The sequence below is a fragment of the Parviterribacter kavangonensis genome, from assembly GCF_056863335.1.
This window is the reverse complement of sequence record NZ_JBXPJA010000001.1, coordinates 1129652-1142881: the sequence shown is the minus strand read 5'-3', so window position 1 is coordinate 1142881 and position 13230 is coordinate 1129652. Positions and strand designations below refer to the sequence as shown.

Genomic DNA, 13230 nt, shown 5'->3' with positions numbered 1-13230 from the left:
ACTCCATATGGCTTCCAATGACGCCGTGAAGTCCGTCTCTGTCGAGATCGCGGGTGAGGAGATCACCTTCGAGACGGGCAAGATGGCCAAGCAGGCCTCCGGCGCCGTCGTCGTCCGTCAGGGCGACACCGTGGTCCTCAGCACCGCGACGATGGGCAACCTCCGCGACGCGGACTTCCTGCCCCTGACCGTCGACATCGAAGAGCGGATGTACGCCGCGGGCAAGATCCCGGGCTCGTTCTTCAAGCGCGAGGGCCGCTCGGGCACCGAGGCGACGCTGACCGCTCGTCTCATCGACCGCCCGCTGCGCCCGCTGTTCCCGAAGAGCTGGCGCTACGAGACGCAGCTCGTCGGCATCCCGCTGTCGGTGGACCACGTCCACCCGTACGACGTGCTCGCGATGAACGGCGCCTCCGCGGCGCTGCAGATCTCGCCCGTGCCGATCGCCGCGCCCGTCGGCGCCGTCCGCATCGGCCAGATCGAGGGCAACTTCGTCATCAACCCGTCCGAGGCCGACCTGGCCGAGGGCAAGAGCGACCTGGACCTCGTCGTCGCCGGCACCGAGGAGGCCATCCTCATGGTCGAGGCGGGCGCCAACCAGGTGCCCGAGGCCGAGATCCTCGACGCGCTCGACATCGCCCACGCGCAGATCAAGAAGCTCTGCCAGGCGCAGCTCGAGCTGCGTGAGCTCGCGGGCAAGGACAAGGTCGAGGTGCCCGAGGCCGGCGTGCCCGAGGACCTCTACAACGAGATGGTCTCCGAGTTCGGCGAGGCCGTCGACAGGGCGACTTCGGTCGAGGACAAGCTCGAGCGCCAGGACGCGACGAAGGCGGTCGAGGAGCAGGCGATCGAGCGCTTCACCCCGGAGCCCGACGCCGAGAACTACGCCGAGGCGCGCGCCAACGCCGCCAAGGCGTTCGCGAAGCTCGAGAAGACGACGGTGCGCGAGCGCATCGCCGTCCGCAAGCTGCGCCCGGACGGCCGCTCGGAGAAGGAGATCCGGGCGATCACCGTCGAGGCGGGGCTGCTGCCGCGCACGCACGGCTCGGCGCTCTTCACGCGCGGCCAGACGCAGGCGCTCAGCGTCGCGGCGCTGGGCACGCTGAAGGAGGAGATGCGCCTGGACACCCTCGGGCTCCAGACGCAGAAGTTCTACTTCCACCACTACAACTTCCCGCCCTTCAGCGTGGGTGAGGCCGGCTTCATGCGCGGCCCCAAGCGGCGTGACATCGGCCACGGCGCGCTCGCCGAGCGGGCGCTCATCCCGGTCGTGCCGTCGACCGAGGAGTTCCCGTACACGATCCGCGTCGTGTCGGACATCCTCGAGTCCAACGGCTCGTCCTCGATGGCGTCGGTCTGCGGCTCGACCCTGTCGATGATGGACGCGGGCGTCCCCCTGAAGGCGCCGGTCGCGGGCATCGCGATGGGCCTCATCAAGGAGGGCGACGACTACGTGGTCCTCACCGACATCGCCGGCGTCGAGGACCACCTCGGCGACATGGACTTCAAGGTGGCCGGCACCGAGGAGGGCATCACCGCCCTCCAGATGGACATCAAGATCACCGGCGTGACCTTCGAGATCATGCGCGACGCGCTCGCGCAGGCGAAGGAGGCCCGCTCGTTCATCCTGCAGCGGATGGGCGAGGTCATCTCCGAGCCCCGCACGGAGATGTCGAAGTACGCGCCGCGGATCCTGCAGCTCAAGATCGACCCGGACAAGATCGGCCTGCTCATCGGCAAGGGCGGCGAGACCATCCGCGGCCTGCAGGACGAGTTCCAGTCGCAGATCGACGTCAACGACGAGGGCCAGGTGCTGGTCTACTCGTCGAACGGCGAGCTGGGCGAGGCCCTGCGCGATCGGATCTCCTCGATGACCAAGGAGGTCGAGGTCGGCGACACGTTCACGGGCAAGGTCGTCAAGACGACCACGTTCGGGGCGTTCGTCGAGCTCGCGAAGGGCACCGACGGCCTGCTGCACATCTCCAACATCGCGCCGGGCCAGCGGCCCGACACGGTCGAGGAGGTCCTCAACAAGGGCGACGAGCTCGAGGTCCGCGTCGTCGAGGTCGACCGCGAGCGCGGCCGCATCGGGCTGCGCCTCGCCAACGACCCGGCGGTCGAGGGCAAGTCGGCCGAGGAGCTGGCGACCGTCGGCTCCGGCGGTGGCGGTGGCGACCGCGGCCCGCGGCGTGACCGCGGCCCGCGCCGCGACCGGGACGGCGGCGGCGGCAACGGCCGCGGCTCCGGCCGTCCGCGCCGCAACCGCGACGAGTGACCCCGTCAACAGCAACCCACCCGCCGACCCGTAACCCCTGAACGTGGTCGAGCCGCAGGTCACAGAGCTGGACTCCGGCGTCCGGGTCGTCACCGAGTCGATGGACTCGGTGCGATCCGTGGCGCTGGGCTTCTGGATCGGCACGGGCTCGTCCGGCGAGGACGAGCCCGAGGCCGGGCTGTCGCACCTGATCGAGCACATGCTCTTCCGCGGCACCGACCGCTACGAGTCGCTCGAGATCGACCAGATCTTCGACGCCATGGGCGCCGAGATCAACGCGGGGACCGGCAAGGAGACGACGTCGGTCTACGCGCGCGTCCTCGACGTCCACGTGCCGAAGGCGCTCGACGTCATCGCCGACATGGTCTGGCGGCCGCGGTTCGCCGACGAGGACCTGGTGAACGAGCGCCAGATCGTCCTCGAGGAGATCGCGATGTACGAGGACGACCCGCAGGACAAGGTCTTCGACGTGCTCGGCGAGGCGGTCTTCGCGGGGCACCCGCTCGGCCGGGCGATCATCGGCCGCGCCGAGGTCGTCGCCGGCACGCCGTCCGACGGGCTGCGCGCGTTCCACGCCGAGCGCTACGTGCCGCGCAACGTCGTCGTCGCGGCGGCAGGCTCGCTCGATCACGACAAGCTGGTCGCGCTCGTCGAGGAGGCGCAGGCCGAGCGCGTGGGCGCACCCGTGCCCGCGCTCGTCACGCCGCCGTCGCCGACGCCGCCGCAGGTGCGCTTCTTCACCAAGGACACCGAGCAGGTGCACGTCTGCCTCGGCGCGCCGGGCATCGCCCGCGACGACGAGCGCCGCCACGCGCTGCGCGTGCTCGACACGATCCTCGGCGGGACGTCGTCGTCGCGGCTGTTCCAGGAGGTGCGCGAGAAGCGCGGCCTCGCGTACAGCGTCTACTCGTTCCAGTCGCTCTTCGCCGGGACGGGCCAGGTCGGCCTGTACCTCGGCACGCGCCCGGACAACGTCGCCGCGGCGCTGCATGTCGTGGGGGACGAGCTCGAGCGGCTGCGCCAGGAGCCGGTCGACGCCGAGGAGCTCGACCGCGCGAAGGAGAACGTGAAGGGTCGCGTCGTGCTCGGCCTCGAGTCGACCGCCGCGCGCATGAACCGCCTCGGCGCCTCGCTGCTGGCCGGGCTGCCGCTGCTGACGGTCGACGAGGTCATCGAGCGCATCGACGCGGTGACCGTGGAGGACGTCAGCACGCTCGCGGGCGAGCTGCTCGCGCCGGACCGGCTGAGCGCCGCCGGCATCGGCTCCGACGAACCGGCCTTCCGCGCCGCGCTGGCGCCCGTGCACGAGGCGCTTGCGGCATGAGCGACAGCCCGCTCAGGGTCGCGGTCGCCGGCGCCGCGGGCCGGATGGGGCAGTCCGTCTGCGCCGCCGTCGAGGCGGCCGACGGGCTCGAGCTGACCGGCCGCGCCGACCCGGCGCTCGGCACCGACGTCTCGGAGGTCGTCGACGACGCCGACGTGCTCGTCGACTTCACGCGCCCCGACACCGCGCTGCAGAACGTGCTCGCCTGTCTCGACGCCGGCGTGCACGCCGTCGTGGGCACGAGCGGCTGGGACGTCGACGCCGCGCGCACGCGGGCGGCGAAGGAGCCCGGCCCGAACGTCCTCTTCTGCCCGAACTTCGCGATCGGCGCGGTGCTGATGATGCGCTTCGCCGCCGAGGCCTCGAAGCACATGGCGCGCGCCGAGATCATCGAGCTGCACCACGACCGCAAGCTCGACGCGCCGTCCGGCACCGCCGCGCGCACCGCCGAGATGATGGAGGGCGACGTGCCGATCCACTCGGTCCGCCTGCCCGGCCTCGTCGCCCACCAGGAGGTGATCCTCGGCGACGTCGGCCAGACGCTGACGATCCACCACGACTCGATCGACCGCGAGTCGTTCATGCCCGGCGTCGTGCTCGCCGTCCGGGCAGTCGCCGGCCTTCCCGATCGGGTGACCGTCGGGCTCGAGCACGTCCTGTGGCGCTCATAGCGGTCACGGACCACGCGGCCGAGCGGTACCGCCAGCGCGTGCGCGGGACGCTCGACGCGAAGGCGGAGATCACCGAACGGGTCGGCCGCGCGTGGCAGGCCAAGAGCGTCCGGCCCGGCCGCCGGGGCACCGTCGACGTCGTCGATCTCGACGACCGCGACGTGATCTTCGTGTGCCGCCACGACGTCCCGCGCGGAGAGCTCGTCGTCGTCACGCTGTGGGAGGAGGGCGACGGCGCCCGCGTCCCGCGGCGCTTCACCGACGCCCTCGAGCGCTAGCCTGCGCGCCGCCATGAGACACCGCCGGACCATCGTCGGCGCGGCGACGCGGTCGACGTTCCTTGCCGCTCTGCTCGCCGCGGCCCTGCTCCTCTCCGCGTGCGGCGGGGACGACGCGCTCTCGACCGGCGACTACCGCGCGCAGGCGAAGAAGATCTGCCAGGACGCGAAGCGCGCGAGCGACGCGGTTGACCAGCCGACGCGCGCGACGAACGCGGCGATCGTCGACTACTTCAAGCAGCTGCTCGCCACGAACGAGCAGTCGACGAAGCGCTTCGCCGACCTCGATCCGCCCGACGAGCTCAAGGACGCCCACGAGGCGACGTTGAAGGCCAACCGGGAGGGCGCCGACGAGGTGCGGCACGTCATCTCCGAGCTGGAGAAGGGCGGCGACGCCCAGGAGGTCCTCACCGACGCGCAGACGCGCCTGCAGTCGCTGCAGGCGCGCTCGCAGGAGGCCTCCAAGCAGCTCGGCGTGCCCGAGTGCTCCGGCTGACGGCCCGATCCTCCCGCCGCGAACGGGTCTAGGGTTCGCGCCATGGGGTTCATGGACAAGGCGAAGAAGCTGGCCGAGCAGGCCCAGGCGAAGCTCGATGAGGTCCAGAAGGACTTCAACGAGAAGCAGGCGAGCGGCGCCTCCGCGGGCGCCGGCCCGGCCGTGGAGTACGACAAGCACGGGCGGCCGGTCACGCCGCCGGAGGACCGGCTCGTGCCCGAGCCCGGGCCCAGCCACACGCAGGGCGACCCGGCCGACGACTTCCCGTCGACGGCGCCGGCGCCCACGCCGCCCGGCGATCCGCTCGGGGAGCCGCCGCAGGCGCAGGGCGGGGCCGCGAAGGATCAGGGCGATCCCCTCGGCGACCAGCCGCCGGCCGACAAGTCGCCGACCTTCCCGCCGAAGGAGCAGCCCGGGCCGGGGCCCGCGCCCGGCATGACCAGCGGCGACCCGCTGGCCGGCTGATGCGGCGCGCGTACCTGCTCGCGGCGCTGCTGGCGCTGGCGCTCGGCGTGGCCGCGTGCGGCGGCGACGGCGGGGGAGACCAGCTCAGCGAGTCCGAGTACAAGGCCGAGGTCAAGAAGTTCTGCACCGAGCAGGACAAGGAGAGCGACTCGCTCGGCGAGCCGGCGTCGACCTCGTCGGATGCGCTCGCCGACTTCTTCCAGAAGGGCACCGACCTGCAGAAGAAGTACCGCGACCGCTTCGCCGACCTCCAGGCGCCGGACAAGTACGAGGACCTGCAGACCGAGGTCGAGGGGCTGAACGACAAGGAGATCGCGCTGCTCGAGAAGGTGACCAAGGAGCTGCGCGCCGGCGGCGACCCGCGTCAGGTCATCGAGAAGTACACGCCGGAGATCGACGACCTGCAGAAGCGCGGCGACGAGCTCGCCGACCAGGTCGGCGTCCCGGAGTGCAAGTCGAACGCCTGACGACCGGAGGACGCACCGGGCGCGAGCGCTAGGGTTCCCGTGTGCCCGCGCTCGGTGCGATCCTCACCGCCATCGTCACGCCGTTCGACGCCGACGGCCGCGTCGACGAGGCCGCGTTCGTCGCGCTGCACCGGCACCTGATCGAGCACGGCTCGGACGGCGTGGTCGCGTGCGGCACGACCGGCGAGGCGTCCACGCTCACCGACGAGGAGCACCTGCGCGTCGTCGAGCTGGCAGTGAGCGAGAAGCCCGAGGGCTCGACCGTCACGGCCGGCACCGGGTCGAACGACACGGCGCACGCCGTGCACATGACCGAGAAGGCGACGGAGCTCGGCGTCGACGCGATCCTGTCGGTCACGCCGTACTACAACAAGCCGCCGCGCCGCGGGATCGTCGAGCACTTCAAGGCGGTCGCGAAGGCGACCGACAAGCCGATCGTCCTCTACAACATCCCCCAGCGCACGGGGCTCGACATGCCGAACGACCTGCTCGCCGAGCTGGCGCAGATCAACGGCATCGAGGCGGTCAAGCAGGCCAACCACGCGAACCTCGCGCGGATCGACGGGCTGCAGATCTACGCCGGCAACGACGACATGCTCGCCGACGTGCTCGACCTCGGCGAGCCGGGCGGCATCCTCACCGCGAGCCACCTCGCCGGCGAGGAGATGGCGCGCATGGTCGACGCGTCGCCGGAAGACCGCCGCGCCATCGAGCAGGGGCTCATGCCGCTGTACGAGGCGCTCGGCCGCCACCCCGCCGCGATGGCGCTGAAGGCCGGGCTCGCGATGCTCGGGATCCTGCCGAGCGACATGCCGCGGCTGCCGTACGTGCAGCTCGACGAGGCCGAGAAGGCGGAGCTGCGCTCGGCGCTCGAGCGTCACGGGGTGCTGGAGCCCGCCAGCCGTTGAGCGGGACCCTCCGCGTCCTGCCGCTCGGCGGTCTGGGCGAGATCGGCAAGAACATGACGGTCCTCGAGTACGAGGGCAGCATCGTCATCATCGACACCGGCCTGCGCTTCCCGACCGCCGAGATGCCCGGCGTCGACCTCGTCCTGCCCGACTTCCAGTACCTGCGCGGCCGCGAGGACGACGTCGAGGCGATCGTCATCACGCATGCCCACGAGGACCACGTCGGCGCGCTGCCGTGGGTGCTGCGCGAGCTCTGGGGCCGCGAGGCCGAGGACGCGCCGCCCGTCTACGGGCGCAAGCTCACGATGGCGATGGCCCGCTCGCGCCTGGACGAGCACAAGCTGCGCGACGTCGAGCTCGAGGACGTCGACCCCGGCGAGCTGATCGACGCGGGCCCGTTCACGCTCGAGCTCGTTCACATGACGCACTCGATCCCCGACGCCGCCGGCGTCGCGGTCACGTGCGACGTCGGCACCGTCTTCGTCACCGGCGACTACAAGTTCGACCAGACCCCGGTCAGCTCGGGCGGCCCGGACTTCGGGCGCCTGGCGCAGCTGGGGGAGGACGGGCTGCTGCTGCTCTGCGGCGACTCGACGAACGCCGACCGCGCCGGCTGGTCACCGAGCGAGGCGGGCGTCGGCCCGCACCTCACCGAGGTCATCGAGCGCGCGCCCGGCCGCGTCGTCGTCACGAGCTTCGCCTCGAACGTCCACCGCGTGCAGCAGGTCATCGACGCCGCCGCGCAGCTCGACCGCAAGGTCGCGCTCGTCGGCCGCTCGATGCGCAAGTACCAGAACATCGCGCGGTCGCTCGGCCTGGCCGAGATCCCCGAGGGCGTGATGATCGGCGCACGCGAGATCGACGACTTCCCCGACGAGAAGCTCGTGATCATGTCGACCGGGTCGCAGGGGGAGCCGGGCAGCGCGCTGCGCCGCATGGCCCACAACGACCACCCGGCCGTCGAGCTCAAGCCCGGCGACACCGTCGTTTTCAGCGCGACGCCGATTCCCGGCAACGAGCGCGCGATCAACGAGACGATCGACCGCCTCTTCCGCATCGGCTGCACGGTCGTGACGGCGCGCGACTACCCGATCCACGCGTCCGGCCACGGGTACGCGGAGGAGATCAAGCTGATGGTCGGGCTGACCAAGCCGCGGTACCTCATGCCGTTCCACGGCGACCACAAGCGCATCCGCCTGCACGGCGAGCTCGCGGTCGCCGTCGGCATGGACCCCGACGCGATCTTCCACGGCGAGAACGGCATGCCGCTCGAGATCGACGGGGACGGCGCCCGGTTCGGCGAGCGCGAGCAGAGCGGCATGATCTTCGTCGACGGCCTCGAGATCGGCGACGTCAACGACGTCGCGCTGCGCGACCGGCGGATGCTGTCGGCCGATGGCATCTTCGTCGTCGTCGCCACCATCTCCGAGCAGACGGGCCAGTCGGTCGCCGAGCCGGAGGTCATCTTCCGCGGCGTCCCGTTCCCCGACGAGGCCGAGAACCTGCTGGGCGACCTGCGCGCGGAGATCGAGCGGTCGATCGAGCGCGCCGCCGTCGAGGAGATCCGCGAGGTCGACCTGCTCGAGAAGGTCCTGCACGACGACCTCGGCGCGTTCGTCTACGACCGGCTGCGCCGCCGCCCGATGGTGCTGCCGGTCGTCGTCGAGGTCTAGTTCTCCGCCGCGGCGGGCAGCCGCACGACGAAGCGGGTCCCGCGGCCGTCCTCCGGCTCGTCGAGCTCGACGCGGCCGCCATGCGACTCCGCCACCGCGCGGACGATCGCCAGCCCGAGGCCGAACGAGCCGCCCCGGCCGCCGCGGTCGCCGGTGCCGCGGACGAAGCGCTCGAAGACCCTGTCGCGCAGCTCGGGCGGGATGCCGGGGCCGTCGTCCTCGACCGAGAGCTCGACGTCGCCGTTGACGCGCTGCACCGCCGCGCGGACGTGGGTCCCCTCGGGCGTGTGCTTGATCGCGTTCTCCATCAGGTTGAGCACGAGGCGGTGCAGCTCGTCGCGCGCGCCGTCGACGACGAGGTGCGGCGCGTCGACGCTGAGCACGTGGCCGTTCGTCACGGGCTCGAGCTCGCCGGCGGCCTCGACCACGACCTGTCCGACGTCGAGCGGTTGGTGCGGCGCGGCGCGGCGCGCGTCGGCGCGCGCGAGGAGGAGGAGATCCTGCACGAGGCGGCGCATCCGCTGCGATGAGCGCAGCGCCGATCGGGCGGCGTCGCCCTGCTCGCCCTGCAGCGTCTCGGCGAGGAAGTCGAGGTTCGCGAGCACGCTCGTCAGCGGCGTGCGCAGCTCGTGCGACGCGTCGGCGACGAACTCGCGCTGGCGGCGCAGCATCTGCTCCTGCTCGGACCGCGACTCCGCCAGCGCGCGCAGCATCTGCTCGAGCGTCCGCGTGAGCTCGGCGATCTCGTCCTCGGCGGGGCCCGGCTCGGGCAGCCGCTCGGACGGGTCGCGGGAGATCTCGATGCGCCGCGCGCTGGCGGTCAGGTCGGTGATCGGGCGCATCGCGCGCTTGGCGATCATGAGCCCGGCGAGCAGCGCGAGGCCGGCGCCGCCGACCACGCCGCCGACGAGGAACAGGCGCACGCGCCGCACCGTCGCCTCGACCGACGCCTTCGGGCGCCCGTACTGGATGAAGAGGTGGGCGCCGGGCAGCGTGCGGACCGCGCGGTTCTCGACGCGGTAGCCGTTGAACTCGACGGTCTGGCCGACGATCGGCCCGAGGTCGGGCGCGTTGCGGCTGCGCTTGAGCACGCGCCCGTTCTCGGCGATCACGAGCCGCGCCGCGGCCTGCTCGCCCTGCACGAACGTCGTGAGGTTCGGGCGGAACACGCTGATCCGGTACGTCCCGGGGCCGACCTCGCCGATCGTGATGCCGACCGCGTCCTGCAGCCGGTCGGCCGCCGCGGAGACGCTCGAGTCGAACTCGCTCTGGATCCGCCGCGAGGTCAGCACGCCGACCGCCACCGCGAAGGCGAGCAGGATGACGAGCGTCAGCAGCGCGGAGCCGCCCGCGAGCCGCCACCGGAAGGGGATGCGCGCGTAGAGGTCCTTCACGGGCGCACCCTACGCGCGCAGGACGTACCCCGCCCCGCGGATCGTGTGCAGGAGGCGCGGTTCGCCACCGGCCTCGAGCTTGCGGCGCAGGTTCGACACGAACACCTCGATGGTGTTCGTCGTCGCGAACGGGTCGTAGCCCCAGACCTCCTCGAGCAGCCGCTGGCGCGGCACGACGATGCGCTCGTTGCGCATGAGGTACTCGAGCAGCTCGAACTCGCGCTGGGTGAGCTCGATGCGGCGGTCGCCGCGCAGCACCTCGTGGGTGTCCGGGTTCAGGGTCAGGTCGGCGACGACGTACGAGCGCGAGCCGCGGGGCGGGCGGCGCCGCAGGAGCGCGCGCAGGCGGGCGAGCAGCTCCTGGCGCTCGAACGGCTTGACGAGGTAGTCGTCGGCACCGGAGTCGAGGCCCTCGACGCGGCTCTCGAGCGCGTCGCGGGCGGTGAGCATGAGGATCGGCACGTCGCCGTCGGCGCGCATGCGGCGCGCCACCTCGATCCCGTCGAGCTTCGGCAGGCCGAGATCGAGGATCACGAGGTCGGGCATGAAGGCGGTCGCCTGCTCCAGCGCGACCTCGCCGTCGCCGGCGATGCGCACCTCGTAGCCCTCCATGCGCAGCGAGCGCTGCACCGCAAGCGCGATGTCCTCGTCGTCCTCGACGACCAGAACCCGGGGATCTCGTGTGTAACCGCTCACGCGCGTGGCAGCGTAGTCGCGTTCCTTTGCGCAGGATGAAGCGCATTGGCGTCGAAGGGAAGCGGGCCGCCCATGCCTGCAACTCGTACGCCATCCCGTTCCCCGCGCACCGGCGCGAAGAAGAAGCCGACGCCCCGCTCCGGCGGGTCGCGTGCCAAGGCCCGCAAGCGCAGCTCCTCGCAGAGCCTGCACTTCGAGCAGCGCCACTTCGACATGCTCGGCCTCGCGTTCGTCGCGCTGGCCGTGTTCCTGGGCTTCGTGCTCTACCGCGACCGCGACGGCGGCGAGGCGGGCCGCACCCTGGTCGACGCCCTGACGTCGCTCGGCGGCGACATGGCCTACGGCGTCCCGATCGCGCTCGGCGCCATCGGGGCCATCCTCGTCCTGCGGCCCGTGCTTCCCGCCGTGCGGCCGTTCCGCTCCGGCGGCATCTGCCTCTTCTTCGCGGCCGCGCTGTGGCTGGGCGCGGAGAACGGCGGGACGATCGGCGACCTGCTCGAGACCAACCTGGCGATGCTGATCGGCGACTTCGGCGTCGACGTGCTCGCGTTCTTCCTCTTCCTCGCGGCGGTGCTGCTGCTGACCGGCGCGTCCGTCGCGGGCGTGCTGAAGGCGACGCACACCGGCGTCAGCGACACGACCCGCGCGCTGCGCACCGCCGCGCCGGCCCGCAAGCCCGCACCGCGCCGGCGTCGCCCGATCACGCCGCCCGAGCCGGCCGACGACGAGCCGCGGGTGACGAAGTCCTCGCGCGCACCGGTGTGGGAGCCGCTGCCGGAGCCCGAGCCCGTTCCCGAGTTCGAGCCGGCCGCATCCGAGGGCCCGGCCGAGGAGGAGCCGCCGCCGTGGTCGGTCGACCCGGTGGAGGAGCCCGGGCAGCCCGAGCTGTTCAGCTCGACCGAGCCGGAGGCCGACGCCGAGGCCGAAGGCGAGGCCGACGACGGCGAGGATCCCGAGACGGCCGCCGAGGTCGCCGCCGCGACGCGCCACGTCGAGGTCGGCCCGGACGACCTGACGCCGCAGGGCCGCTACCGCTCCTCGATCACCGACGACCCCGAGTTCGAGTGGGTCAATCCCGATCCGGGCCAGGTGCTCAAGCGCTCCACCGCCGAGCAGGCGCGCCCCGACACCGCCGGCCAGGCGGAGACGGCGAAGAACCTCGTCGAGGCGCTCGGCCACTTCGGCGTCGAGGCGCGGGTGATCGGCACGACCGCCGGCCCGCACATCACGCGCTACGAGCTGCGCCTCGCGCCCGGCATCAAGATGAGCAAGGTCGCCCAGCTCAAGGACGACCTCGCGTACGCGCTCGCCGCGACCGACATCCGCATCCTCGCCCCGATCCCCGGCAAGACCGCGGTCGGCGTCGAGGTGCCGAACACGCGCCGCAAGGTCGTCCAGCTCGGCGACGTCTTTGCGGCGCGGCCGGCGGACTGGTCGCCGCTGACGGTGTGGCTGGGCAAGGACGTCGCCGGCAAGGCCGTCGGCGCGGACCTCGCGAAGATGCCGCACCTGCTCGTCGCGGGCACCACCGGCGCGGGCAAGTCGGCGTGCGTCAACGCGATGCTCTCGAGCGTCCTGCTGAACGCGAGCCCGCACGAGGTCAAGCTCGTGCTCGTCGACCCCAAGCAGGTCGAGCTCAACCACTACGACGCCGTCCCGCACCTGCTCACGCAGGTCATCACGAGCCCGCGGATGGCGGCCAACGCGCTCCAGAACCTCGTGAAGGAGATGGAGGACCGCTACGGGCGGATGTCGCTGGCCCGCACGCGCAACCTGCCCGAGCTCAACCGCTACCGGGCCGAGCGCGGCGACCAGCCGCTGCCGTACATCCTGTGCGTCATCGACGAGCTCGCCGACCTCATGATGGTCGCGCCGGCCGACGTCGAGGACTCGATCATCCGCCTCGCGCAGAAGGCGCGCGCGGTCGGCATCCACCTCGTCCTCGCGACGCAGTCCCCGCGCGTGGACGTCATCACGGGCATGATCAAGGCGAACGTCCCGTCGCGGATCGCGTTCGCCGTCTCGTCGCAGACCGACTCGCGCGTGATCCTCGACCAGAACGGGGCCGAGACGCTGCTCGGCAAGGGCGACATGCTGTTCTCGCCCGTCGGCTCCTCCAAGCTGCAGCGCATCCAGGGCGCGTACATCGACGAGGCTCAGATCGAGAAGATCACGAAGTTCTGGCGCAAGCAGGGCGAGCCCGAGCTGCGTGAGGACCTGCTCGAGGAGGTCGAGGACGAGGACACGGGCACGGAGGACGCCGGCCCGGACGACTTCGATCCCGACGAGGACCCGCTGCTCGAGGAGGCGATCCACCTCGTCGCGGAGATGGGCACGGCGTCGACGTCGATGCTGCAGCGGCGGCTGCGCCTCGGCTACACGCGCGCGGGCCGGCTCATCGACATGCTCGAGCGGCGCGGCGTGATCTCGGGCTACGAGGGCTCCAAGCCGCGTCAGGTGCTCGTCTCGCCGTCCGACGTCACGCGCTTCATCGAGAACCTGCGTGAGAAGCAAGGAACCGGTGCGGCAAGCGGTTCCCCGGAGCTTCCGCCGCCGCCCGAGTAGGTTCTCCGGCTGACGATG

At 71.9% G+C, this 13230-nt stretch carries 12 protein-coding genes; 10 read left to right on the top strand and 2 right to left on the bottom strand.

Annotated elements, in window-relative coordinates; all coding sequences use genetic code 11:
* Positions 1–7 precede the first annotated feature (7 nt).
* Genes AC1UE4_RS05930 through AC1UE4_RS05890 form a run of 9 tightly spaced genes read left to right on the top strand, consistent with a single transcriptional unit; the run spans position 8 to position 8557 of the window.
* The gene (locus tag AC1UE4_RS05930; protein WP_482916296.1) at positions 8–2275 is read left to right on the top strand and encodes a polyribonucleotide nucleotidyltransferase; all 2268 of its coding nucleotides are present in this window, start codon (positions 8–10) and stop codon (positions 2273–2275) included.
* Positions 2276–2318: 43 nt separating this feature from the next.
* The gene (locus tag AC1UE4_RS05925; protein ID WP_482916295.1) at positions 2319–3599 is read left to right on the top strand and encodes a M16 family metallopeptidase; all 1281 of its coding nucleotides are present in this window, start codon (positions 2319–2321) and stop codon (positions 3597–3599) included.
* Positions 3596–4270, top strand: coding sequence for a 4-hydroxy-tetrahydrodipicolinate reductase (locus AC1UE4_RS05920; protein WP_482916294.1), 675 nt, complete (start codon positions 3596–3598; stop codon positions 4268–4270). The genes AC1UE4_RS05925 and AC1UE4_RS05920 overlap by 4 nt, the downstream gene beginning before the upstream one ends.
* Positions 4258–4548, top strand: coding sequence for a hypothetical protein (locus AC1UE4_RS05915; RefSeq protein WP_482916293.1), 291 nt, complete (start codon positions 4258–4260; stop codon positions 4546–4548). Before AC1UE4_RS05920 ends, AC1UE4_RS05915 begins: the two co-directional genes overlap by 13 nt.
* 13 nt (positions 4549–4561) lie before the next feature.
* Positions 4562–5044 (top strand): hypothetical protein, encoded by a 483-nt coding sequence (locus AC1UE4_RS05910; RefSeq protein ID WP_482916292.1) that lies wholly within the window; start codon positions 4562–4564, stop codon positions 5042–5044.
* 42 nt (positions 5045–5086) lie between these two features.
* Complete coding sequence (locus tag AC1UE4_RS05905; protein ID WP_482916291.1) at positions 5087–5509, top strand: hypothetical protein; 423 nt, start codon at positions 5087–5089, stop codon at positions 5507–5509.
* Complete coding sequence (locus AC1UE4_RS05900) at positions 5509–5976, top strand: hypothetical protein (protein WP_482916290.1); 468 nt, start codon at positions 5509–5511, stop codon at positions 5974–5976. Before AC1UE4_RS05905 ends, AC1UE4_RS05900 begins: the two co-directional genes overlap by 1 nt.
* Positions 5977–6017: 41 nt before the next feature.
* Positions 6018–6884 (top strand): 4-hydroxy-tetrahydrodipicolinate synthase, encoded by an 867-nt coding sequence (dapA, locus tag AC1UE4_RS05895; protein WP_482916289.1) that lies wholly within the window; start codon positions 6018–6020, stop codon positions 6882–6884.
* Complete coding sequence (locus tag AC1UE4_RS05890) at positions 6881–8557, top strand: ribonuclease J (RefSeq protein WP_482916288.1); 1677 nt, start codon at positions 6881–6883, stop codon at positions 8555–8557. Before dapA ends, AC1UE4_RS05890 begins: the two co-directional genes overlap by 4 nt.
* On the opposite strand, the gene AC1UE4_RS05885 is transcribed toward AC1UE4_RS05890, so the two are convergent.
* Both AC1UE4_RS05885 and AC1UE4_RS05880 read right to left on the bottom strand, forming a co-directional pair.
* Positions 8554–9951, bottom strand: coding sequence for a HAMP domain-containing sensor histidine kinase (locus tag AC1UE4_RS05885; protein WP_482916287.1), 1398 nt, complete (start codon positions 9949–9951; stop codon positions 8554–8556). The two genes, AC1UE4_RS05890 and AC1UE4_RS05885, sit on opposite strands and share 4 nt — an antisense overlap.
* Positions 9952–9960: 9 nt before the next feature.
* Complete coding sequence (locus tag AC1UE4_RS05880) at positions 9961–10647, bottom strand: response regulator transcription factor (protein ID WP_482916286.1); 687 nt, start codon at positions 10645–10647, stop codon at positions 9961–9963.
* Between the two features lie 72 nt (positions 10648–10719).
* Here AC1UE4_RS05880 and AC1UE4_RS05875 point away from each other — a divergent pair, with 72 nt between their 5' ends.
* Positions 10720–13212 (top strand): DNA translocase FtsK, encoded by a 2493-nt coding sequence (locus tag AC1UE4_RS05875; RefSeq protein ID WP_482916285.1) that lies wholly within the window; start codon positions 10720–10722, stop codon positions 13210–13212.
* The last annotated feature ends 18 nt before the right edge of the window (positions 13213–13230 follow it).